Raw genomic sequence first — 21,926 nt, 5'->3', positions numbered from 1 at the left:
CCGTATGACTAAGAACAATCAAAACGACGAACTCGTCTTCCTGCCGCTGGGCGGCTCGAACGAGGTCGGTATGAACCTGAACGCCTATGGCTTCGGCCCGGCGCACGATCGCAAATGGATCATCGTCGACGTGGGCGTGACCTTCGGCGACCAGTCCACGCCGGGCGTGGACGTGATCGTGCCCGATCCGACCTTCCTGGAAGGTGAGAACATCCTGGGCATCGTGCTGACGCACGCGCACGAGGACCACATCGGCGCCCTGGGCTGGCTGTGGCCGCGCATTCAGGCGCCGCTGTACGCCACGCCCTTCACCGCCTTCCTGATCCGCGAGAAGCTGCGCGACGCCGGCATCTATGAAGATGTCGAACTGATCGAGGCGCCGCTGGGTTCGACGGTGGATCTGGGCCCGTTCGAGGTGACCTACGTCACCATCACCCACTCGATCGCCGAGCCGAACGGCCTGGCCATCAAGACGCCTCTGGGCACGGTGCTGCACACCGGCGACTGGAAGATCGACAACGATCCGGTCGTGGGCGAGCGCACCGACGTCGACTTCATCCAGAAGCTGGGCGACGAGGGCGTCCTGGCCATGGTGTGCGACTCCACCAACGTCTTCGTCGACGGGGTCGCCGGGTCCGAGGGCGAGGTGAAGGTCAAGCTGGCCGAGCTGATCCAGGGCCTCAAGGGCCGGGTCGCCGTCGGCTGCTTCGCCTCCAACGTCGCGCGCATGGACAGCGTGATCCGCGCCGCCGAGGCCGCCGGTCGCCGCGTAGCGCTGGCCGGTCGCTCGATGCACCGCATCACCGCCGCCGCCAAGTCGGTCGGCATGTTGAACGACATCAAGCCCTTCCTGTCCGAACAGGAGGCCAAGATCTGGCCGGCGGACGAGATCCTGTATCTGTGCACCGGCAGCCAGGGCGAGGCGCGAGCGGCTCTGTCGCGCGTGGCCGAAGGGACGCATCCCTTCGTCAAGCTGGGGCAGGGGGATCACTGCATCTTCTCGTCGCGCGTCATCCCGGGCAACGAACTGTCCATCGGCCGCCTGCAGGACAAGATGGCTGAGCGCGGAATCCGTATCTACACTGAGAAGGATCACCCCGGCATCCACGTCTCGGGCCACCCGTGCCGTGACGAACTGCGTCAGATGTATCAGTGGGCCCGGCCGCAGATCGCCGTGCCGACCCATGGCATGCGCCGTCACCTGATCGAGCACGGCAATCTGGCCAAGGACATGCAGGTGCCGGAGACGGTGACGCCGCGCAACGGCGACATGGTGCGTCTGGCCCCTGGACCCGCCGCCATCATCGACGAAGTGCCCTCGGGCCGTCTGTTCGTCGACGGCGGCATGTTGGTCGAGGAAGGCGGGGAGGCTCTGCGTGAGCGCAAGCACGCCGCCAGCAACGGCATCCTGATCGTCAGCTTCGCCCTGGACAAGCGCGGGCGGATCGCCAGCGACATCGACGTGCGGGGCATCGGCCTGCCCGGCGACGTGGACCGTCCGCTGGGCGATGTGCTGGACGACATGGCCGAGCGCGTCGAGAACACGGTGCGCGGCCTGAAGGGCGAGGCGCTGGAAGACGAGATGGTCATCGAACAGGCCGTCAGCCGGACCCTGAAGAAGGCCAGCCAGCAGATCTGGGACCGTCGTCCGATCGTCGAAACCGTGGTGCTGAGGCTCTGATGGCGGATCGTCTGTATCTATTGAACCCAGACTGGTTCGACGATCAGGGCGGGCCGTGGTTCTGTCCGCCGGGCGCGCGGATCGAAGGCGTGCTGGGCCTGTATCCGCGCCTGCGCGAGCACCTGACCGTGACCTATCTGGATCACCCGCGTCCGCGCCCGGCCGTGATCGCCGAGGTGGGGGAGGCGAACCAGAGCTGCCCCCTTCTGGTCCTGGACGGCGAGTTCGACTGGCCCGACGCCCAGGTCAGCGAGGAAACGGGCGCGCGCTTTCTGCAGGATGACGACATCCTGCCCTACTGGGCCGCGCGTTACGGCATCGGGCGGCCGCATCCGTAAGGATCAGTCGCGCGGTTCGAATCTGAGGACGCCGGCGAGCCGGGAAACGCCCGTGTCGCTGGGGTGGGCCTGACCGTCCATCACGGGAACTTCGGCGAAATCGAAGGGGCTTACGCCGTCGAGACAGGCGGCGTTGATCCCATATTGCTGCGGGTTCGAGCGACGCTGGTGATGGGTGTAAATCCCGCAATGGCGACAGAACCAGTGCGAGGCTGCGCCGGTGTTGAAGCGATAGAGCGACAACGCCTCTTCCCCTTGGGTTATCGACAGACCGTCCAGCGCGCTCGAGACCGCCACCGCGCCCCGCATACGGCAATAGGAGCAGGTGCAGCGACGAGCGGTGTTCAAGCCGTCGCTGAGCGTGACGCGAAACCGCACAGCACCGCAGTGGCAGCCGCCTTCTCTGGTTTCCGACGTCGACATCTCAGCCTCCCAGCGTGGTCTTGCGATAGTTGTCGCGGTCCAGGTTTCCGATCTCGACCGAGATCTGGCGTGGGCCTTCATAAGGCGCGACTCCGGCCAGCAGCGCGGCCTGGACGGCTTCGCCCAGGGCGGTCTTCTGTTCCTGGGTGCGGCCGCTGAGGATGCGCAGATCGCAGTGGACCATGGCCTGGGCCGGATCGCCGTCGGCGATGATCAGGTTTTCGCAGCGCACGATGCGCGTCTTGCAGGCCTGGGTCGTCGCGCCGACCGTGTCGACACAGAGGCGATGAATCTCCAGCGCCAGGGCGCGCCAGTCGGTCGCGTCGAAATGGGTGGAGTGTTCCAGCGTAATCTGTGGCATTCAGGGCGTCCTTGTTGCGGAGCCTCTCTTATCGCGCCGTGACGATGATTGCGATGAACGGACTTTAGAGACGATGCCCCTTGGCCCCTTCACCCTGGTCGCCACCTTTCTGACGGTGTGGTGGATCGTGTTGTTCGCGATTCTGCCGCTGGGGATGTCTGATCAGATCAAGGATCCGCCGACGGACGGGACCCAGTGGGGCGCGCCGAAGAATCCGAACCTCAAGAAGAAATTCATCACCACGACCTGGGTGTCGATCATCGTCTGGCTCGTCATCGTCGCCGTCGTCTGGATCGGCTGGACCCCGGTGCCCGACATCACCCACGCCAACGCGCTCTAGCTTTCGCCCCCTTCGCCCGGTTAAACCTCGGGCCTGACTGAATTTGCCGAGAATCTTCCCATGCGCCTGTCGCGCTACTTCCTGCCGATCCTGAAAGAAGCCCCCTCCGACGCCCAGATCGTGTCGCATCAGCTGATGCTGCGCGCGGGCATGATCAAGCAGGAGGCCGCCGGCATCTACGCCTGGCTGCCGCTGGGCCTGCGGGTGCTGCGCAAGATCGAGAACATCGTCCGCGAGGAGCAGACGAAGGCCGGCGCCGTCGAACTGCTGATGCCGACGTTGCAGCTGGCGGACCTGTGGCGGGAGTCCGGGCGCTATGACGCCTATGGCCCGGAGATGCTGCGCATCACCGACCGCCACGAGCGCGAACTGCTTTACGGACCGACCAATGAGGAGATGATCACCGACATCTTCCGCGGCTTCGTGAAGTCGTACAAATCCCTGCCGCTGAACCTCTTCCACATTCAGTGGAAGTTCCGCGACGAGCGCCGTCCGCGCTTCGGCGTCATGCGCGGCCGCGAGTTCCTGATGAAGGACGCCTATTCCTTCGATCTGGACGAGGCCTCGGCCCGCATCGCCTACAAGCGGATGTTCGCCGCCTATCTGAACACCTTCGCCCGGCTGGGCCTGAAGGCGGTGCCGATGCGCGCCGACACCGGCCCCATCGGCGGCGACTTGAGCCACGAGTTCATCGTCCTGGCCGAAACGGGTGAGAGCGAGGTGTTCTGCGACCGCAAGCTGGTCGAGATGGCCGCGCCGGGCCACAACCTCAGCGTCGAGCAACTGGAGGGCGTGTTCAACGAACGCACGGCTCTCTACGCCGCGACCGAGGAAATGCACGATGCGGCCCAGTTCGAGGCTCAGACGGCCGAAGGCGACCGTCTGTCGGCGCGCGGCATCGAGGTCGGCCACATCTTCTACTTCGGCACCAAATACTCGGTTCCGATGAAGGCCAAGGTGGCCGGGCCGGACGGCCAGGACACTGAAGTCCACATGGGCAGCTACGGCGTCGGCGTGTCGCGCCTGCTGGGCGCCATTATCGAGGCCAGCCATGACGCAGGCGGCATCATCTGGCCGGACTCGGTCGCCCCGTTCGACGTAGTGGTGATCAATCTGCGCGCCAGCGACGAGGCCGTCTCGGCCGCCTGTGAAGACGCCGTGGCCCGCCTGGAAGCCCTGGGCAAGGACGTCCTCTACGACGACACCGACGAACGTCCGGGCGGCAAGTTCGCCACCGCCGACCTGATCGGCGTGCCGTGGCAACTGACTATCGGACCCAAGGGCCTGGCCGACGGCGTGGTCGAACTGAAGCGCCGCGCCACCGGCGAGAAGCAGAGCCTGTCGCTGGACGCCGCCCTGGAGCTGCTCACGAAATGACCGACGCCGCGACGGCTTCCGCTCCGCCGCCTGCCTCGAAGGCCTCCGGCCCGTTCTCCAGCTGGGAGATCGGGCTGGCGCTCCGCTACCTGCGCGCCAAGCGCAAGCAGGGCGGGGTGGCGCTGATCGCGATGATCAGCTTCATCGGCATCATGTTGGCCGTCGCCGTGCTGATCAGCGTGATGAGCATCATGGCGGGCTTTCGCGGCACGCTGATGGACCGGATCCTGTCGTTCAACGGCCATATGTATGTTCAGGGACCGGTGCTCTATGCGCCTGATCGCGACGCGGCGCTGAAGCGGATCGCCGATGTGCCGGGCGTGGTGGCGGTGACGCCTCTGATCGAGAACCCCGCCATGTTCCGCGCGGGTGGGGCGGCCACCGGCGGCATCGTGCGCGGCGTGCGTCCGCAGGACCTGATCTCAACCAAGTTCGTCTATGACAGCCTCAGCTCCGAGGCGCGCGAAAGCTTCGGCAAGGGCGAATACGGCGGCGACCAGGTCCTGGTCGGCAAGAGCCTGGCCGAGCAGATGGGACTGCGCGAGGGCGATCCCATCTCCATCTACTCCCCGACCGGAGCCGACAGCGCTTTCGGCAATCTGGGCGGGTTGGAGAAGACCTATATCGTCGGCGGAATCTACACCTCGGGGGCGGCGGACTATGATCGCGCCTTCATCTTCATGCCGCTGGAGCAGGCGCAACTGTTCTTCGGCAAGGACGGCGTCTGGGACGTCATCGAGATGAAGGTGGCGGAACCCGACCTGGTCGAGAACCTGCTGACGCCGGTTCAGCGCGCGGCCGGGCCGGGCAGCGTCGTCACCGACTGGCGCAACCGTCAGGCCGCCATCTGGGGCGCGCTGAAGGTCGAGCGCGTGGCCATGAGCATCATCCTCGGCATGGTGGTCGCCATCGCCGCCATGAACATCATCAGCGGCATCGTCATGCTGGTGAAGAACAAGACGCGCGATATCGCCATCCTGCGCACCGTCGGCGCCAGCCAGTCGTCCATCCTGCGCATCTTCTTCATGTCGGGCGCGGCCATCGGCATCGGCGGCACGATCGCGGGCCTGGTGCTGGGGCTGCTGTTCTGCTGGAATATCGGCGCGATCCAGCATTTCCTCGAAGGCCTGCTGGGCGTCCAGCTGTTCAACGCCGACGTCTATATGCTGGACTCCGTTCCGGCCAAGGTCGATCCGTGGGACGTGACCTGGGTCGCCGTCTTCTCCTTCTTCATGAGTTGCCTGGCCAGCCTGCCGCCGTCGTGGAACGCGTCGCGCATCGATCCGGTGGAGGCCCTGCGTTTTGAATAGGCTGCTGAAGAAGAAGCCCGCCGTCGCCGCCGAGACGAACGGCGCCATCCTGTCGCTGCGCGGGGTGACGCGGACCTATCCGACGGCCCAGGGCGGGCTGACTGTGTTGAAGGGCGTCGATCTGGACGTCATGCCCGGCGAGGTCGTCGGCCTGATCGGACCGTCCGGCTCGGGCAAGTCCAGTCTGCTGCACGCGGCGGGCCTGTTGGAGCGCCCGACCAGCGGCCAGGTGCTGATCGACGGCGAGGATGTCGGCGGGCTCGATGAGCGGGCGCGGACGCGTCTGCGTCTGCATCGCATCGGCTTCGTCTATCAATTCCATCACTTGCTGCCGGAGTTTGATGCTCTGGATAACGTGGCTCTGCCGATGCGGATCGCGGGCGTGCGGGAAGGGGAGGCGCGTCGTCGCGCCACCGCGCAGCTGACGGCGCTCGGCCTGGGGCAGCGCGTGACACACCAGCCCGCGCAATTGTCAGGCGGCGAGCAGCAGCGCGTCGCCATCGCCCGCGCCCTGGCCAACAGCCCCCGCCTGCTGCTGGCCGATGAGCCGACCGGCAATCTGGACCCCGCCACCAGTCAGGCGGTGTTCGAGGCCTTGCGTGAACTGGCCAAGACCACGGGCGTCGCCGCCCTGATCGCCACGCACAACATGGAGCTGGCGGGCCACATGGACCGCGTCTTCGCCCTGAAGGACGGGCACCTGGAGCAGCGCGCGGCCGAAAGCCACGCCTACTAGGAAGCGATGAGCCGCGTCGTCGCCTGCAACGGCGTGCGATAGGCCAGCATCGACCAGCGCAGAGCGGCGGCCGCCAGCAAGGCCGGTATCTCGCCATAGGCCGGGTTGTCGGCGTCAAGCGCCCGACGCAGGGCTGCGGCTTCCTCGCACGTCAGGGGCGGGTGCGAGAGCGCCAGGACGCGATGGAAGCGAAAGCGAACCTCCTGGCGCCACGCCTGGATCGGCTCCGTCTCGCACGGGCTGACGCCCAGCAGTTGCAGGAAGCCGTCCACGGAGTCGGCCGAGCCCTCCACGGCGTAGATGATCACGTCATCGACAGCGGCCGCAGCCCCCGCCAGGCTCAGCGAACGCGCCTGGTCGCGTCTCATGTCGATCAACGCCGGCCATCGCGTGCTGCCGATGAATCCTGATGGGGGGCGAGTCAGGAAAACGGCGCTTTGCAGCATGGCGGGCCTTCCTGGTTGATATCGGCGTATCGGGGGTATGGATCGCCCATGAGTCTTGGGCGATCAATTGCGTGGGACTACGAGGTTTTGCTGCGGCTGAGCCTTGCGTACTTTCGGCGACATGATGCGTGATGGCGTGGACGGCGGTCGAAATGAACAGGCTTCAGAAAGGGGTGGGGGCGCTATTTCTGACATCGCCATCATCGACGATGACCGCGCTCTATTGGAGGTGACCCTGCTCGCCGTGCGCGAGGCGGGCTTCTCCGCGGTCGGCTTCCATGAACCGCTTGACGCCCTCATGTGGGCTTCAGACGCCGATCCGACCTGCATCGTCGCCGATCTGAAGATGCCGGGCGTCGAAGGGTTGGATTTGGTCGCCGCCTTCTGTGCGCTGAACCGTCACGCGGTGATCATCGTCAGCGCCTTCGTGGACGTGCGGACGACGGTCGACGCCATGCGTCTGGGCGTGGACGATGTCCTGCCCAAGCCGGCGACGGTCGATGACCTGGTCCGCGCCCTGCGTCGCGGGGCCGAGGCCTTGAAGACTGCGCCGGCGCGCGAGGAACTGACCTTCACTCGCCGCGAGCGTCAGGTCGCCGAAATGCTGGTCGAAGGCCTGACCACAAAGCAGATCGCCCAGAACCTGGCGCTGAGCCCGCGCACGGTGGAGTTCTTCCGGGCCAGCCTGCTGCGCAAGACCCAGTCCCCCAACTCGGCCGCCCTGGCCTCGGCCCTGACGCGCCTCGGCTTCCTCGCGAATTGAGGTTGACGAGAACAAAGAGGCAACATAGAACAAATGGGCAACATTTGATCTGGGGATAAAATCAATGACGCGTTGGGTGAGGGATCTGCTGTCGCTTGCGTCCTGCGGCGGCTTCGTCTGGATGGTCTGGCAGGCGGCGTTCCTGGTGACGTGACCGCGCCCCAGCGGGCGACTCCCTGCATGATGATCACGCGCCGGTATGATCTGGCGCTGCGATGCGGAGTTTTCGATTGGCGGATGCGGTGAACAGTCAGGGCTTTGTCCATCTGCGGGTCCGCAGCGCCTATTCGCTTCTGGAAGGGGCGATCAAGGCCGGCAAGATCGGCAAGATGGCCGCCGATGCTGGGATGCCGGCGGTGGGCGTGGCCGACCGCGCCAACCTGTTCGGAGCTCTGGAGTTCAGCCAGGCGACCAAGGATGCGGGCGTCCAACCCATTGTCGCCTGCGCCCTTCCGGTGCTCGACATCGGCGGACAGGTCGCCCAGCGCTGGGCCAAGACCCCGACGGTCGTGCTGATCGCCCAGAACGAACAGGGCTGGCTGAATCTGTGCGCCCTGTCGTCGTCGGCCTACCTCGACGCGGGCGAGATGGCCGAACCGGGCGTGCCCTGGGGGCAGATTGTGGATAAGTCCGAGGGACTGATCCTGCTGTCCGGCGGACCGGACGGTCCTATCGATCCCCTGTTCGTGCAGAAGAAGCCGGCCGAAGCCGCCATCGCCCTGGCGGAGATGAAGCGGGTCTTCGGCGACCGCTTCTATGTCGAACTGCAACGCCATGGCCTGTCCAGCGAGACTGTGGCCGAGGGCGGTCTGGTCGAATGGGCCTACGCCAACGACGCGCCTTTGGTTGCGACCAACGATGTCTATTACGCCAAGGCCGCCCAGGCGAAGTCGCATGACGCCTTGCTCTGTATCTCCGACGGCGCCTTCACCGGCCAGGAGGACCGCCGCCGCGTCACCGGCGAGCACTGGTTCAAGTCGGCCGGGGCGATGCGCGAACTGTTCGCCGACCTGCCCGAGGCCTGCGACAATACCATTCAGATCGCCCGCCGCTGCGCCTTCCTGGTCAAGACGCACAAGCCGATCCTGCCGCGTTTCGATACCGGCGCGGGCCGTTCCGAGGCTGATGAACTGGCGCATCAGGCGCGCGAGGGGCTGAAGGCGCGCCTTGAGAAGAACAAGGCCTATGCGCCCGAGGAGGACTACTGGAACCGCCTCGAGTGGGAGGTCGGGATCATTCAGCAGATGGGGTTCCCCGGCTACTTTCTGATCGTGTCGGACTTCATCAAATGGGCCAAGCTGCATGACATCCCGGTGGGACCGGGACGGGGCTCGGGCGCGGGCTCCCTGGTCGCCTGGTCGCTGACCATCACCGATCTGGACCCCTTGCGGTTCGGCCTGCTGTTCGAGCGCTTCCTGAACCCGGAACGCGTATCGATGCCCGACTTCGATATCGACTTCTGTCAGGAGCGGCGCGAAGAGGTCATCGACTACGTTCAGGACCACTACGGCAAGGACCGGGTGGCCCAGATCATCACCTTCGGCACCTTGCAGGCGCGCGCCGTGCTGCGCGACGTCGGTCGGGTGCTGCAGATGCCGTTGGGCCAGGTGGATCGTCTGGCCAAGATGGTGCCCGCCAACCCCGCCAACCCGGTGACCCTGGCCCAGGCCATCGACCTGGAGCCGCGTCTGCGCGAGGCGCGCGACGCCGAGGCTTCGGTCAAGGCGCTGCTGGAGACGGCGTTGGAGCTTGAGGGCCTCTACCGCAACGCCTCGACCCACGCGGCGGGCATCGTCATCGGCGATCGGCCGCTGACGGAGCTGGTGCCCCTGTATCAGGACCCGCGCTCCACCATCCCGGCCAGTCAGTTCAACATGAAGTGGGTCGAGCCGGCGGGCCTAGTGAAGTTCGACTTCCTGGGCCTGAAGACGCTGACGGTGCTGGACCGGGCCAAGGGCTATCTGGAACGGCGCGGGGCGGCCCCGGAATGGAACCTGCTGCCGCTGGACGATCCCAAGACCTATGAGTTGATGGCCTCGGGCCAGACGGTCGGGGTGTTCCAGCTGGAATCGCAGGGGATGCGCGACACCCTGCGCAAGATGCGCTGCGGCTCGATCGAGGAGATCACCGCCCTGATCTCCCTCTACCGGCCAGGGCCGATGGAGATGATCGACACCTACATCGACCGGAAGTTCGGCCGGGCCGAGGTCGATTATCTGCACCCCAGCCTGAAGGAGGTGCTGACCGAGACCTACGGCGTCATCATTTACCAGGAACAGGTGATGAAGATCGCCCAGATCCTGGCGGGCTACAGCCTGGGCGAGGCCGACCTGCTGCGTCGGGCCATGGGCAAGAAGAAGAAGGAGGAGATGGACTTCCAGCGGGCGCGCTTCGTCAAGGGCGCATCCGAGAAGTCCGTGCCGGAGAGCCAGTCCGGCTCCATCTTCGACCTGGTGGCCAAGTTCGCGGGCTACGGCTTCAACAAGTCGCACGCGGCGGCCTATGCGCTGATCTCCTTCCAGACGGGCTGGCTGAAGGCCAATCATCCGGTCGAGTTCTTCGCCGCCTCGATGAGCCTCGATCTGTCGAATACGGACAAGCTGGCGGTCTTCTATCAGGACTGCCGCCGATTCGAGGTTCCGGTGCTGGCGCCGGACATCAACCGTTCGTCCGCTGACTTCGACGTGTCGTGGAAGGACGGGCAGGGCAGCGTGCTCTATGCGCTGGGCGCCATCCGCAACGTGGGCCTTGAGGCGATGAAACACGTCATCGAGGTGCGCGAGACGGGCGGGCCGTTCGCCGACATCTTTGACTTCCTGGAACGGGTCGACCCCAAGGCGGTGAACAAGCGGGCGCTGGAAGGTCTGGCGCGGGCCGGAGCCTTCGACAGCATCCACCCGAACCGCCGTCAGCTGTTCGAACAGGCCGATGTGCTGATGGCCTATTGCCAGAGCGTGGCGGCGGAGCGCGCTTCGTCCCAGGTCAGCCTGTTCGGCGCCGATCAGGCCGCCGCCGCCCGGCCGCGCCTGAAGAGCATGGAGCCGTGGGCCGGGCCGGACAAGCTGGATCAGGAGCTTTACGCCGTCGGCTTCTACCTGTCCGGGCATCCGCTCGAGGAACTGACGCCGGCCCTGAAACGCAAGCGCGTGACCTTCGTGGCTGAGGCGCAAGGTCTGGCCGAGGCGGGGCACGAAGCCTTCCAGATGGCCGGTGTGGTGCGCCGCCGCCAGGAACGGGCCAGCGCCCGCACCGGCGAGAAATTCGCCTTCGTCACCTTCTCGGACCCGACGGGCGAGTTCGAGTGCCTGTTCCCGCCGGAACAGTTGCGGCGGTGCCGCGAGGTTCTGGAGGTCGGAACCTCTGTCCTGGTCAAGGTGCGGGCCAAGGCGGCTGACGGCGAGGTGCGCTTCTTCGGCGACGACGCCAGCCGCATGGACGTGCTGCTGGACGACGCCCAGATCGGATTGCGGGTGGTCCTGTCGGCCCAGTCGGCGGACGCCGAGGCGCTGAAGGCGCGGCTGGATCGGGCGCGGGCGCAGGGCAAGGGCGGCGAGGTGTGGCTGCAGGCGACGCTGGGCGGCCGCACCGAGGTGGAGATCAAGCTGCCCGGACGATACCGGCTGGACGCGGCGCTGCGCGGCGCGTTGAAATCGGCGCCGGGGGTGGTGATGCTGGAGGACGCCTGATGAGCGAGACGAGCGTAAAGACCCATGCCGGGTCCTGCCACTGCGGCGCGGTGGCCTATGAGGTCGATGTCGGGCTGGATGGACTGGTCGAGTGCAACTGCTCCCATTGCTACCGGAAGGGGTTCGTTCTGGCGTTCGCGCCGCGTTCGGCCTTTCGCCTGACGAAGGAAGAGGGCGAGACGACGTCCTACTTCTTCAATCAGCACAAGATCGATCACCGCTTCTGCAAGACCTGCGGCGTGCAGCCCTTCGGCTACGGCGTGGCGCCGGACGGCGGCGAGGTGGCGGCGATCAACATCCGCACCCTGACCGACGTCGAGCCGTGGGATTGGGCCGCCCAGCGCGTGGACGGCCGCAGCTTCTGATCCGGCCGGAACGTCGGCTCGCGAGATGACATCGGGCTCGCGGCGCCTGATGCGGCCATGTTGTTCGGCCGCTTGTGTTTTTCAGGCCTTTCGCCTATATGCGCGGCGCACTTCGCACGTGGGCGTGGCGCGGTCCGGGGAGACATCCCGGCCTGCACCGTTCCGAGGGATCAGCCGATCCTTTTAACCGCCCGCGCTAGGTTTGATCGGAAAAAGGAAAACACGATCATGGCTCTGCCTGAATTCTCGATGCGTACGCTGCTGGAAGCCGGCGCTCACTTCGGCCACCAGACGCACCGCTGGAACCCGAAGATGGACCGCTACATCTTCGGCTCGCGCTCGAACATCCACATCATCGACCTGTCGCAGACGATGCCGCTGCTGCACCAGGCCCTGGTCGCCGTGCGCGACGTGGCCGCCAAGGGCGGTCGCGTGCTGTTCGTCGGCACCAAGCGTCAGGCCGCCGATCCGGTCGCGCAAGCCGCCACGCGCTGCGCCCAGTACTACATGAACAACCGCTGGCTGGGCGGCACCCTGACCAACTGGCGCACCGTCTCCAACTCGATCCAGCGCCTGCGCGAACTGGAAGGCATCGTTGAAGGCGGCGGCGAAGGCCGCAACAAGAAAGAGCTGCTGACCCTGCAGCGCGAGAAGGACCGTCTGGAACTGTCGCTGGGCGGCATCAAGGACATGGGTTCGGTGCCGGACATCATGTTCGTGATCGACACCAACAAGGAAGCGATCGCGATCCAGGAAGCCCGCAAGCTGAACATCCCGATCATCGCCATCCTGGACACCAACTCGGATCCGGACGGCATCACCTATCCGGTGCCGGGCAACGATGACGCCGCCCGCGCCATTCAGACCTACTGCGACCTGATCGCCGACGCCGTCCTGGACGGCCTGGCCGCCGGCGCTGCCGCTCAGGGCATCGACCTGGGCGCTTCGGAAGCTCCGGTCGAGCCGGCCCTGCGCGAAGCCGTCGTGGTTGAAGCCGAGGCTGAAGCCGCTCCGGCCGGCGCCGAAGGCGCGGCTGAAGAGCTGGTCGCCGCCGAGGCCGAGAAGGTCGAAGGCTAAGGACGAAGCGTTCCGGCGCCGCCGCGCGCCGGACCGACGTCAACTTGACATGCGGCCGGGCTAAACAGTCCGGCCGCCCATTTTGAATTTCAGGAGAAAGACATGGCCGAGATCACTGCCGCCCTCGTGAAGGAGCTTCGCGAGCGTTCGGGCGTCGGCATGATGGACTGCAAGAAGGCGCTGGTTGAGAACAACGGCGACATCGAAGCGGCCATCGACTGGCTGCGCGCCAAGGGTCTGTCCAAGGCAGCCAAGAAGGCCGACCGCGTCGCCGCCGAGGGCCTGGTGGCCGTCGCCGTGCGCGAAGACGGCAAGGGCGAAGTCGCCTCGGCCATCGAGTTCAACGCCGAAACCGACTTCGTCGCCCGCAACGACCTGTTCCAGTCGGCGGCGAAGGAATTCGCTCAACTGGGCCTGCACCACGAGGGCGTCGACGCCATTCACGGCGCGACCCTGGAAAACGGCAAGACGGTTCAGGACGAAGTCACCAACCTGATCGCCACCATCGGCGAGAACATGCAGCTGCGTCGCGCGGCTCGCCTGTCGGTCGGTGAAGGCGTGGTTTCGACCTACGTCCACAACGCGGTGTCGCCGGGCGTCGGCCGCATCGGCGTGCTGGTCGCACTGGAAGGCGCCGGCGACAAGGAAGCCCTGCGCGAAGTGGGCCGCAAGATCGCCATGCACGTGGCGGCCACGGCTCCGCTGGCGCTGGACACCTCGGACCTGGATCCGGCCGCGATCGAGAAGGAACGCGCTGTCCTGATCGAGAAGGCCAAGGAAGAAGGCCGCCCGGAAAACATGATCGAGAAGATCGTCTCGGGCCAGATCGCCAAGTTCCAGAAGGACGTGGTGCTGACCAAGCAGCCGTTCGTCATGGACCCGGACGTGACCATCGAACAACTGGTCGCCAACACCGGCAAGGAGCTGGGCGCCGAGCTGAAGCTGGCGGGCTTCGTCCGCATGGCGCTGGGTGAAGGCGTCGAGAAGGTCGAATCCCCCGACTTCGCGTCGGAAGTCGCCTCGATGACGGGCGGCAACTAACTCGAAACCTCTTCCCGAAAGGGAAGAAATTTCAAAAGGGCGCGTTCGGCTTTGAAGGCTGACGCGCCCTTCGTCTATGATGAGCCGCCGATTCACCTCGCGCGGATGCCAACTCCCTGTATCCACGGACCCCTGACCATGCCCGACGCCCCCTCCGAGTTTCGTTACAAGCGCGTCCTGCTGAAGGTCTCGGGCGAGGTGCTGATGGGCGATCAGCCCTACGGCATCGACATGAAGACCGTGGACGTGGTCGCCGCCGCCGTCGCCGCCGTGGCGCGCCAGGGCGTCGAGATCTGCCTGGTCATCGGCGGGGGCAACATCTTCCGGGGCCTGTCCAAGGCCGCCGAGGGCATGGACCGCGCCAACGCCGACTACATGGGCATGCTGGCCACCATCATGAACGCGCTGGCCATGCAGGGCGCGCTGGAGAAGATCGGCGTCGACACGCGGGTCCAGAGCGCCATTCCGATGGCCGCGATCGCCGAACCCTACATCCGCCGCCGCGCCCTGCGTCACCTGGAAAAGGGCCGTGTGGTGATCTTCGCTGCGGGCGTGGGCGCCCCCTTCTTCACCACGGACTCCGGCGCCGCCCTGCGCGCCGCTGAAATGGGCTGCGACGCCCTGCTGAAGGGCACGAGCGTCGACGGCGTCTATACCGCCGATCCGAAGAAGGACCCGACGGCCACCCGCTATGACACGCTGACCTATCAGGATGTTCTGGCCAAGGACCTGCGCGTCATGGACGCCTCGGCCATCGCCCTGATGCGAGACAGCGGCATTCCGATCGTGGTCTTCTCGATTCTGTGAGGAAGGCTCGCTGCACAAGACCTTGACGGGGCAGGGCACTTTCACCGTCATCACCAACAAGCCCGCCTGAGCGGCTTCGCCATTCAACGACAGGACCAAGGATATTCGCCATGGCCAAACCCGATCTCAAGACGTTCCGCGACCGAATGGACAAGTCGGTCGCCGCGCTGAAGGATGACTACGCAGGCCTGCGCACGGGGCGCGCCAACGCCGGACTGCTGGAGCCGGTCGTGGTCGAAGCCTATGGCGCGACCTCGCCCCTGACGGCCTTGGCGGCCATCAGCGTGCCCGAGCCGCGCATGATCTCGGTCAGCGTCTGGGACAAGGGAATGGTGGTCTCGGTTGAGAAGGCGATCCGCGCCGCCGGCCTGGGCCTGAATCCCGTCGTGGACGGCCAGACCCTGCGCATTCCGATCCCGCCGCTGACCGAGGAGCGCCGCAAGGACCTAGTCAAGCTGGCCGGCAAATACGCAGAGGACAAGAAGATCGCCGTACGCAACGTGCGCCGCGACGCCAACGACGAGCTGAAGAAGGCTGAAAAGGCCGGCGAGATCAGCCAGGATGAACAGAAGAAGATGGAAGCCGAGGTCCAGAAGGACACCGACGCCGCCATCAAGCGCATCGACGAGACCTTGAAGACCAAGGAAGTCGAAATCATGCAGGTCTGACGACGTCGTCAGACCTGTCCAAGGAAGGTCCCATATGTCGGCCGAGCCCGTCGCCACGGCGCCTGCAAAGGGGCCTCGTCACGTCGCCCTGATCATGGACGGCAACGGCCGCTGGGCGCAGCGGCGGGGCCTTCCGCGCGCCGTGGGCCACCGCGAGGGGGTCCAGGCCCTGCGCCGGACCATCAAGGCCGCGCCCGAACTGGGCGTGCGATGCCTGACGGTGTTCGGCTTCTCGACCGAGAACTGGAGCCGCCCGGCGGATGAGGTGTCCGACCTGATGGGCCTGGTCCGCGCCTTTGTCTGCAGCGACCTGAACCGGCTGGACGCCGCAGGCGTGCGGGTGAAGGTGCTGGGCCGTCGCAAGGGCCTGCCGGACGATATCGCCGCCATCGTCGCGCGAGCCGAGGCCCAGACGGCGCACAATGAGAAATTCCTGCTGCAGGTGGCCTTCAACTACGGCGGGCGGGCGGATCTGGTCGACGCCGCTCAGCGGTTGGTCGATCGCGCCCGTGCGGGCGAGGAGGTGGTCGTGGACGAAGAGGCGCTGGGCGCCGGCCTCTCGACCGCAGGCGCGCCGCCGGTCGATCTGATCGTGCGGACGTCGGGCGAGCAGCGTCTGTCCAACTTCCTGCTATGGGAAGCCGCCTACGCCGAGATGGTGTTCCAGGAGATCCTGTGGCCCGACTATGGAGCCGAAGCCCTGGCCGAGGCTGTCGCCCAGTTCGGCTGCCGCGAGCGTCGCTACGGCGGACGCGAGGTCATGGACGCGGCCTATGGCGAGGCGGCGAGCTGATATGGCGTTGAAGCCTCGGGATATTGCTCTGCGCGCCGCCTCGGCGGTCGTGCTGGCGCCGGCGGCGGTCCTGGCGACCTGGGCGGGCGGCGACTGGTTCTGCGCCCTGGTGGTCGCGGGGGCGGTGCTGCTGGCCTTCGAGTGGGCGCGGATGTGCGCGCCGAACCTCTGGCGGCCGATCGGGGTCAGCGTAGCCCTGGCCCTGGTCGTGGCGGTGATCGCGGCCCATGTCGGACAGATTTCCCTGGCCCTGGTGCTGATGGTGTTCGGCGCCCTGGCGGCGGGCCTGTTCGCCCGCACGCGCGGCGAGTCCCTGCTGGATACGGCCTATGGGGTGCTCTACCTCGGCTGGCCCTGCATCCTGCTGATCTGGCTGCGCGACCTGCACGAGGTGCAGGGGCTGTACTGGACGGTGCTGGTCTTCGCCGTGGCCTGGTCGGCCGACATCCTGGCCTATCTGGTCGGCAGTTTCGTCGGCGGGCCCAAGCTGTGGCCGCGCTTTTCGCCGAACAAAACCTGGTCGGGCTTCATCGGCGGGCTGACCGCCGGGATGATCGCCGGCGCCGCCATGGCGGGCTGGCTGGACATGGGGCTGCTGAACGCCTTCTGGGGCGGGGTTCTGGGTCTGACGGCCGCCCTGGCCACCATGGGCGGCGACCTGTGGGAATCGGCGCTGAAGCGGCGCTTCGGGGTCAAGGACGCGGGCAACCTGATTCCCGGCCACGGCGGGCTGCTGGACCGCGTTGATGGCCTGATGTTCGCCGTGGTGGTGGTGTCGGCGGGGCGTCTGATCGTCCTGATGCTGGAGCGGGCGGCATGATCGCGCGGCGCGTCACTGTTCTGGGGTCTACCGGATCGGTCGGCTCGTCGACCCTGGACCTGATGGAGCAGGCGCAAGCGGCTGGCTCGGCCGCGTTCGAGGTCGAGGCCCTGACCGGGGGCGCCAACATCGCCCGTCTGGCTGAACAGGCCCGCCGGTGGCGGCCGCGCATCGCCGTGACGGCCGATCCGGCGCGCTTGAACGAACTGCGCGACGCCCTGGCGGGAACCGGGGTCGAGGCGGCGGCCGGGCCGGACGCCATCGTTGAGGCGGCCGTGCGGCCTGCCGACTGGATCATGGCCTCCATCGTCGGCGCGGCGGGCCTGCGCTCGGCGTGGGCGGCGGCGGGGACGGGCGCGACCCTGGCTCTGGCGAACAAGGAAAGCCTGGTCTGCTGCGGCCCGGCGCTGATCGAGCGGGTCCGACGAAGCGGCGGGCGGCTGATTCCAGTGGATTCCGAGCATTCGGCCATTTTCCAGGTGTTTCCGGCCGAGGCGCCGGAGCGGGTGTCCAAGCTGGTTCTGACCGCTTCTGGGGGGCCGTTCCGCACCCTGCCGCGCGCGGCCATGACGCGGATCACGCCGGAACAGGCTGTGGCCCATCCGAACTGGAGCATGGGCGCCAAGATCTCGGTCGACAGCGCCACCATGGCCAACAAGGGGTTGGAGCTGATCGAGGCCGCCTATCTGTTCGACATGCCGGAAGACCGGGTCGATGTGGTCGTCCACCCGGAATCGATCATCCACAGCCTTGTGGAATATGTGGATGGTTCGACCCTGGCCCAGATGGGCGCGCCGGACATGCGGACGCCGATCGCCTGCGCCCTGTCCTGGCCGGACCGTCTGGCCTGGCCGGCGCCCAGGCTGGACCTGGCGGCCCTGGGGCGGTTGACCTTCGAGGCCCCGGACGAGACACGGTTTCCGGCCCTGCGCTTGGCGCGCGAGGCCCTGGCGGCGGGCGGCTCGGCCCCCATCGTGTTCAACGCGGCCAATGAGGTGGCGGCCCTGGCTTTCCTTGACCGGCGGCTGGGCTTTCTCAATATTGCCGCAGTCGTCGCCGACACCCTTGAGAAGGCGACGGGCGCGGGCGTGTCTTGCGGTTCCGACGATGCCTGCGACGCGGCCCTGGCGGTCGATGCGGAGGCGCGACGGATCGCGGGCGACGTCATCGCATCGCTGAACATCGCGGCCTGAGGAGATACGAACGGCATGATAGGCGTGATCAGCCAGGTTCTGACCTATGTCGTGCCGTTCCTGCTCGTGCTGACGCTTGTCGTGACGGTGCATGAGCTGGGCCACTTCCTGACGGCGCGCGCCTTCGGGGTGAAGATGGACCGCTTCTCCATCGGTTTCGGGCGCGCGATCTTTCGCCGGACTGACAAACATGGCGTCGAGTGGCGGCTCGGCTGGCTGCCGCTGGGCGGCTATGTGAAGTTTTCCGGCGATCTGGATGCGACCGGCGTTCCGGATCGCGCGGGACTGGAAGCGTTGCGAAAGGCCGTGACGGCCGAGCACGGATCGGGCGCGGAGCGTGACTACCTCTATTTCAAGCCTTTGTGGCAGCGCGCCCTGGTCGTGGCGGGCGGGCCGTTCGCCAACTTCGTCCTGGCCATCTTCATCTTCACCCTGCTGTTCAGCCTGGTGGGCGTCGAATTGCGCCCGGCGCGGGTGATGGAGGTCCAGCCTCAGTCGCCGGCGGCGCAGGCGGGCTTCCTGCCGGGCGATCTGATCACCCATGTGAACGGCAAGCTGATCTCCGACGGCGGCGAGGTGACGCGCGTCGTGGCCCTGAGCAGCGGCGATCCGGTGCGCTTCACCGTGGAGCGCGGGGACCGGGCTGTGCAACTGACGGCCACGCCGGAACGCCGGGTCGAAACGGATCGCATCGCCGGTCGGGTCACCGTCGGCCGCATCGGCCTGGCCCTGGGTTCGAACCGGAATGAGATCCGCCACGTCCGCTATGGCCCCGTCGCGGCCGTGGGGCAGGGGGTGCGCGAAACCGGCGCCATCCTGAACACGACCCTGACCTATATCGGCCGCATCTTCACGGGGCGCGAGTCGGGCGACCAGTTCAGCGGCCCGTTGGGCATCGCCAAGGCTTCGGGCGCCCTGACCAACGCCGCCGTGGCGGCCAATCCCGAGCCCTGGGCCATTGTCCGCAATCTGTTGCTGACGCTGACGAGCTTCGCGGCCATACTTTCGGTCGGAATCGGCTTTCTTAATCTGATGCCCATTCCCGTTCTGGATGGGGGGCACCTGCTGTTCTACGCCTATGAAGCCGTGGCGCGCCGTCCGATGGCCGCCCGTGTTCAGGAAGCGGGATATCGGGTCGGTCTTGCTTTGCTGGCGGGTTTGATGTTGTTCGCGACCTGGAACGATCTGCAGAAGCTCAATCTCTTCAAATTCCTCGGCGGGCTCGTCTCGTGAGCCGACGCCAGCCCCCGATGGTATCCCGCATGAATCAAAACGACAGTCGCCTCATGACCCAGACTCCTGGCCGCATTCTCGGGGTCAGCGCCCTGGCCCTGACCTTCGCCGCCGGACTGGCGCAACCGGCCCTGGCCCAGGCCGAGACGGCTCCTGCGCCGACGGCCGCCGCCCAGACGCCGCAGGTGCAGATGGCGCAGCCGGAAGCCGAGCGCGCCCTGGTCAACCGCATCCTGGTGCGGGGCAATCAGCGCATCGATCAGACGACGGTGCTGTCCTATCTGCCGATCCAGCCTGGCGACACCATCGACGCCGTGACCATCGATGTGGCGGTTCGCACCCTGTCGCGCACGGGCCTGTTCGCGGACGTGCAGATCGGCCTTCAGGCCAATGGCGACCTGATCGTCGAGATCGCCGAGAACCCGATCATCAACCAGGTGACCTTCGAGGGTAACAAGGCCCTGGCCGAGAAGAAGCTGCGCGATGAAGTGACCATCCGCCCGCGCGGCATCTACACCCGCGCGCGGGTTCAGGAAGACGTCGGCAAGATCGTCGAGCTTTATCGTCTGTCCGGCCGCATCTCGGCGACGGTGACGCCCAAGCTGGTCCAGCTGGAGCAGAACCGCGTCGACGTGGTGTTCGAGATCGATGAAGGGCCCGAAACCGGCATCGCCGCCGTCACCTTCCTGGGCAACACCGCGTTTTCGGACAGCGACCTGCGTCAGGTCATGGTCACCAAGCAGTCGGCCTGGTGGCGTCTGTTCAGCTCGAACGACAACTATGATCCGAACCGGATCGACTACGATCGCGAGCAGCTGCGGAAATTCTACACCAACCGCGGCTATTACGACTTCCGCATCCTGTCCTCCGTGGCCGAGCTGAAGCCGGACAACAGCGCCTTCGGCCTGACCGTCACGGTGGATGAGGGCGATCGCTACAACTTCGGCGAGATCAAGGTCGTCACCGAGAACGACCGCCTGAACGCCGACTTCCTGCAGATGCTGCTGCCGATCCGCTCGGGCGACCTCTATGAGAGCGACCGCATCCAGGCGGCGGTCGACACCCTGACCTTCGCCGCCGGTTCGGCCGGCTACGCCTTCGTCGAGATCAACCCGACCTATCGCGCCGATCCCGAGACCGACACCGTCAACGTCACCTTCAACGTTCGCGAAGGCCAGCGCGTCTACATCGACCGCATCAATGTGGTCGGCAACACCCGTACCCTGGACACGGTCATCCGCCGCGAGCTGATGGTGGGCGAGGGCGACGCCTTCAACCGCTCCCTGGTCGAGCGTTCGCGCAACAACCTGCGCGCCCTGGGTTTCTTCAAGGACGTCAAGATCGAGGAGACGCGCGGCAGCGCGCCGGACCGTTCGGTCGTCAACGTCACCGTGGAAGAGCAGCCTACCGGCGAACTGTCGGTCGGGGCGGGCTTCAGCTCGGTCGACTCCTTCGTGCTGAACCTGGGCATCACCGAGCGCAACTTCCGCGGTCGCGGCCAGAACGTCGTGGCGCGCGCCGAGTGGGGCTCGCTGCGTCAGCAGATCGACTTCCGCTTCACCGAGCCGAAGTTCCTGGGACGAGACGTGCGGGCGGGCTTCGACCTGTTCCACATGCGCTACGACCTGAGCAAATACTCGTCGTATGACTATCGTTCGACCGGGGGCGGGGTGCGCATCACCTATCCGCTGAACGGCTACGCCTCCTTCAGCACCCGCTATTTCCTGAAGAGCGACGAAGTCGTCATTCCGTTCGGCTATTGCGGCGGCGTGGGCGCCGGTTCGTCGGCGCTGTGCGACCAGGCGGGCTCCTACATCAACTCCTCGGCGGGCTACACCCTGCTGGTGAACCGCCTGAACGACCCGGTGCGGCCGACGCGCGGCTGGACCGCGTCGCTGCGTCAGGACTTCGCCGGTATCGGCGGCGACGTGAACTACATCAAGACCGAGGCCGACGCCTCCTGGTACTATGGCATCCGCCCCAACTGGGTGGTCAGCGTTCAGGGCCAGACCGGCTATGTCAGCGGCTGGAACGGCGATCCGATCCGCATCAACGACCGTTTCTTCAAGGGCGGCAACACCTTCCGCGGCTTCGAGACGGCGGGCATGGGCGCGCGCGACCTGACCACGACCGATGCCCTGGGCGGCAACTTCTACGCCATCGGCACGGTTGAACTGACGGTGCCGAACTATCTGCCCGACGAATACGGCATCAAGACCTCGCTGTTCGCGGACTTCGGCACCATCGGCAAGCTGGACGATCGCTATCTGGTCGACCCGGCGACGGGGCTGCGTAACCCCAACATCGTCGATGATCTGGCCTTGCGCGCGGCGGCGGGCGTGAGCATCCACTGGCGTTCGCCGATGGGGCCGATCCGTTTCGACCTGTCCAAGGTTCTGAATCGCGAAGACTACGACAAGACCGAGACCTTCCGCTTCTCGACTTCCACCCAATTCTAACCGCGGTCT

Annotated in this window: 20 protein-coding genes and 1 pseudogene; 18 read left to right on the top strand and 3 right to left on the bottom strand. The window is 66.4% G+C overall.

Annotated elements, in window-relative coordinates; genetic code table 11:
* Nucleotides 1–4: 4 nt before the first annotated feature.
* Both AC52GN_RS08640 and AC52GN_RS08635 read left to right on the top strand, forming a co-directional pair.
* A complete protein-coding gene (locus AC52GN_RS08640) occupies nucleotides 5–1,681 on the top strand; it encodes a ribonuclease J (protein WP_496526786.1) in 1,677 nt (558 codons plus the stop codon).
* On the top strand, nucleotides 1,681–2,019 hold the full coding sequence (locus tag AC52GN_RS08635; RefSeq protein WP_025977378.1) for a DUF3088 family protein: 339 nt from the start codon (nucleotides 1,681–1,683) through the stop codon (nucleotides 2,017–2,019). Before AC52GN_RS08640 ends, AC52GN_RS08635 begins: the two co-directional genes overlap by 1 nt.
* Before the next feature lie 3 nt (nucleotides 2,020–2,022).
* On the opposite strand, the gene AC52GN_RS08630 is transcribed toward AC52GN_RS08635, so the two are convergent.
* Together AC52GN_RS08630 and AC52GN_RS08625 are read right to left on the bottom strand one after the other, a co-directional pair.
* Nucleotides 2,023–2,442 (bottom strand): GFA family protein, encoded by a 420-nt coding sequence (locus AC52GN_RS08630; RefSeq protein WP_346521685.1) that lies wholly within the window; start codon nucleotides 2,440–2,442, stop codon nucleotides 2,023–2,025.
* 1 nt (nucleotide 2,443) lies between these two features.
* On the bottom strand, nucleotides 2,444–2,803 hold the full coding sequence (locus tag AC52GN_RS08625) for a 5-carboxymethyl-2-hydroxymuconate Delta-isomerase (RefSeq protein ID WP_343829580.1): 360 nt from the start codon (nucleotides 2,801–2,803) through the stop codon (nucleotides 2,444–2,446).
* A 73-nt stretch (nucleotides 2,804–2,876) separates the two neighbouring features.
* Between AC52GN_RS08625 and AC52GN_RS08620 the strand changes: the two genes are divergently transcribed.
* The 4 genes from AC52GN_RS08620 to AC52GN_RS08605 are packed head-to-tail and all read left to right on the top strand — an operon-like array spanning nucleotide 2,877 to nucleotide 6,566.
* Nucleotides 2,877–3,143 carry a DUF1467 family protein gene (locus AC52GN_RS08620; RefSeq protein WP_291774553.1) on the top strand — a complete coding sequence of 89 codons (267 nt, stop codon included), beginning with the start codon at nucleotides 2,877–2,879 and terminating at the stop codon, nucleotides 3,141–3,143.
* A gap of 60 nt (nucleotides 3,144–3,203) precedes the next feature.
* Nucleotides 3,204–4,520, top strand: a complete 1,317-nt coding sequence (gene proS / locus AC52GN_RS08615) for a proline--tRNA ligase (RefSeq protein WP_291774555.1) — start codon at nucleotides 3,204–3,206, stop codon at nucleotides 4,518–4,520.
* Complete coding sequence (locus AC52GN_RS08610) at nucleotides 4,517–5,830, top strand: lipoprotein-releasing ABC transporter permease subunit (protein WP_346521680.1); 1,314 nt, start codon at nucleotides 4,517–4,519, stop codon at nucleotides 5,828–5,830. The genes proS and AC52GN_RS08610 overlap by 4 nt, the downstream gene beginning before the upstream one ends.
* Complete coding sequence (locus AC52GN_RS08605; RefSeq protein ID WP_343829582.1) at nucleotides 5,823–6,566, top strand: ABC transporter ATP-binding protein; 744 nt, start codon at nucleotides 5,823–5,825, stop codon at nucleotides 6,564–6,566. Before AC52GN_RS08610 ends, AC52GN_RS08605 begins: the two co-directional genes overlap by 8 nt.
* Here the strand turns inward: AC52GN_RS08605 and AC52GN_RS08600 are convergent.
* Entirely contained in the window at nucleotides 6,563–6,934 is a 372-nt protein-coding gene (locus AC52GN_RS08600) for a hypothetical protein (protein ID WP_291774565.1), read from the bottom strand. The two genes, AC52GN_RS08605 and AC52GN_RS08600, sit on opposite strands and share 4 nt — an antisense overlap.
* A gap of 199 nt (nucleotides 6,935–7,133) precedes the next feature.
* Between AC52GN_RS08600 and AC52GN_RS08595 the strand changes: the two genes are divergently transcribed.
* From AC52GN_RS08595 to bamA, 12 genes and pseudogenes are all read left to right on the top strand, one after another.
* The gene (locus AC52GN_RS08595) at nucleotides 7,134–7,775 is read left to right on the top strand and encodes a response regulator transcription factor (protein ID WP_496528791.1); all 642 of its coding nucleotides are present in this window, start codon (nucleotides 7,134–7,136) and stop codon (nucleotides 7,773–7,775) included.
* A 230-nt stretch (nucleotides 7,776–8,005) separates the two neighbouring features.
* Nucleotides 8,006–11,461 (top strand): DNA polymerase III subunit alpha, encoded by a 3,456-nt coding sequence (gene dnaE / locus AC52GN_RS08590; protein WP_496526785.1) that lies wholly within the window; start codon nucleotides 8,006–8,008, stop codon nucleotides 11,459–11,461.
* Nucleotides 11,461–11,826 carry a GFA family protein gene (locus AC52GN_RS08585; RefSeq protein WP_496526784.1) on the top strand — a complete coding sequence of 122 codons (366 nt, stop codon included), beginning with the start codon at nucleotides 11,461–11,463 and terminating at the stop codon, nucleotides 11,824–11,826. The genes dnaE and AC52GN_RS08585 overlap by 1 nt, the downstream gene beginning before the upstream one ends.
* Before the next feature lie 228 nt (nucleotides 11,827–12,054).
* Nucleotides 12,055–12,903, top strand: coding sequence for a 30S ribosomal protein S2 (rpsB, locus tag AC52GN_RS08580; RefSeq protein ID WP_291774577.1), 849 nt, complete (start codon nucleotides 12,055–12,057; stop codon nucleotides 12,901–12,903).
* A gap of 102 nt (nucleotides 12,904–13,005) precedes the next feature.
* Nucleotides 13,006–13,944: a translation elongation factor Ts gene (gene tsf, locus AC52GN_RS08575; protein ID WP_338578516.1), complete on the top strand. Its 939-nt coding sequence runs from the start codon at nucleotides 13,006–13,008 to the stop codon at nucleotides 13,942–13,944.
* Between the two features lie 138 nt (nucleotides 13,945–14,082).
* Nucleotides 14,083–14,821 (top strand): annotated as a pseudogene (pyrH, locus tag AC52GN_RS08570) (UMP kinase).
* Between the two features lie 40 nt (nucleotides 14,822–14,861).
* The gene (gene frr / locus AC52GN_RS08565) at nucleotides 14,862–15,419 is read left to right on the top strand and encodes a ribosome recycling factor (protein WP_496526783.1); all 558 of its coding nucleotides are present in this window, start codon (nucleotides 14,862–14,864) and stop codon (nucleotides 15,417–15,419) included.
* A 34-nt stretch (nucleotides 15,420–15,453) separates the two neighbouring features.
* Entirely contained in the window at nucleotides 15,454–16,212 is a 759-nt protein-coding gene (gene uppS, locus AC52GN_RS08560; RefSeq protein WP_496526782.1) for a polyprenyl diphosphate synthase, read from the top strand.
* 1 nt (nucleotide 16,213) lies between these two features.
* Nucleotides 16,214–17,032, top strand: a complete 819-nt coding sequence (locus tag AC52GN_RS08555; protein WP_312218650.1) for a phosphatidate cytidylyltransferase — start codon at nucleotides 16,214–16,216, stop codon at nucleotides 17,030–17,032.
* Nucleotides 17,029–18,225: a 1-deoxy-D-xylulose-5-phosphate reductoisomerase gene (gene dxr / locus AC52GN_RS08550; protein WP_496526781.1), complete on the top strand. Its 1,197-nt coding sequence runs from the start codon at nucleotides 17,029–17,031 to the stop codon at nucleotides 18,223–18,225. Before AC52GN_RS08555 ends, dxr begins: the two co-directional genes overlap by 4 nt.
* A gap of 15 nt (nucleotides 18,226–18,240) precedes the next feature.
* Nucleotides 18,241–19,458, top strand: coding sequence for a M50 family metallopeptidase (locus AC52GN_RS08545; protein WP_496526780.1), 1,218 nt, complete (start codon nucleotides 18,241–18,243; stop codon nucleotides 19,456–19,458).
* Between the two features lie 53 nt (nucleotides 19,459–19,511).
* Complete coding sequence (bamA, locus tag AC52GN_RS08540; RefSeq protein WP_343829590.1) at nucleotides 19,512–21,917, top strand: outer membrane protein assembly factor BamA; 2,406 nt, start codon at nucleotides 19,512–19,514, stop codon at nucleotides 21,915–21,917.
* The last annotated feature ends 9 nt before the right edge of the window (nucleotides 21,918–21,926 follow it).

It is taken from the genome of Brevundimonas sp. SS2672, from assembly GCF_059579685.1.
Note: the sequence above shows the minus strand (reverse complement) of the source record. Positions and strands in the feature narration are given on the sequence as shown.

What these genes read in the sequence shown, in the direction of transcription:
- AC52GN_RS08640 (WP_496526786.1), top strand. Translation starts at nt 5, where the DNA reads ATGACTAAGAACAATCAAAACGACGAACTCGTCTTCCTGCCGCTGGGC.
- AC52GN_RS08635 (WP_025977378.1), top strand. Translation starts at nt 1,681, where the DNA reads ATGGCGGATCGTCTGTATCTATTGAACCCAGACTGGTTCGACGATCAG.
- AC52GN_RS08630 (WP_346521685.1), bottom strand. Translation starts at nt 2,442, where the DNA reads ATGTCGACGTCGGAAACCAGAGAAGGCGGCTGCCACTGCGGTGCTGTG.
- AC52GN_RS08625 (WP_343829580.1), bottom strand. Translation starts at nt 2,803, where the DNA reads ATGCCACAGATTACGCTGGAACACTCCACCCATTTCGACGCGACCGAC.
- AC52GN_RS08620 (WP_291774553.1), top strand. Translation starts at nt 2,877, where the DNA reads ATGCCCCTTGGCCCCTTCACCCTGGTCGCCACCTTTCTGACGGTGTGG.
- proS (WP_291774555.1), top strand. Translation starts at nt 3,204, where the DNA reads ATGCGCCTGTCGCGCTACTTCCTGCCGATCCTGAAAGAAGCCCCCTCC.
- AC52GN_RS08610 (WP_346521680.1), top strand. Translation starts at nt 4,517, where the DNA reads ATGACCGACGCCGCGACGGCTTCCGCTCCGCCGCCTGCCTCGAAGGCC.
- AC52GN_RS08600 (WP_291774565.1), bottom strand. Translation starts at nt 6,934, where the DNA reads ATGAGACGCGACCAGGCGCGTTCGCTGAGCCTGGCGGGGGCTGCGGCC.
- AC52GN_RS08595 (WP_496528791.1), top strand. Translation starts at nt 7,134, where the DNA reads ATGATGCGTGATGGCGTGGACGGCGGTCGAAATGAACAGGCTTCAGAA.
- AC52GN_RS08585 (WP_496526784.1), top strand. Translation starts at nt 11,461, where the DNA reads ATGAGCGAGACGAGCGTAAAGACCCATGCCGGGTCCTGCCACTGCGGC.
- rpsB (WP_291774577.1), top strand. Translation starts at nt 12,055, where the DNA reads ATGGCTCTGCCTGAATTCTCGATGCGTACGCTGCTGGAAGCCGGCGCT.
- tsf (WP_338578516.1), top strand. Translation starts at nt 13,006, where the DNA reads ATGGCCGAGATCACTGCCGCCCTCGTGAAGGAGCTTCGCGAGCGTTCG.
- frr (WP_496526783.1), top strand. Translation starts at nt 14,862, where the DNA reads ATGGCCAAACCCGATCTCAAGACGTTCCGCGACCGAATGGACAAGTCG.
- uppS (WP_496526782.1), top strand. Translation starts at nt 15,454, where the DNA reads ATGTCGGCCGAGCCCGTCGCCACGGCGCCTGCAAAGGGGCCTCGTCAC.
- AC52GN_RS08555 (WP_312218650.1), top strand. Translation starts at nt 16,214, where the DNA reads ATGGCGTTGAAGCCTCGGGATATTGCTCTGCGCGCCGCCTCGGCGGTC.
- dxr (WP_496526781.1), top strand. Translation starts at nt 17,029, where the DNA reads ATGATCGCGCGGCGCGTCACTGTTCTGGGGTCTACCGGATCGGTCGGC.
- AC52GN_RS08545 (WP_496526780.1), top strand. Translation starts at nt 18,241, where the DNA reads ATGATAGGCGTGATCAGCCAGGTTCTGACCTATGTCGTGCCGTTCCTG.
- bamA (WP_343829590.1), top strand. Translation starts at nt 19,512, where the DNA reads ATGACCCAGACTCCTGGCCGCATTCTCGGGGTCAGCGCCCTGGCCCTG.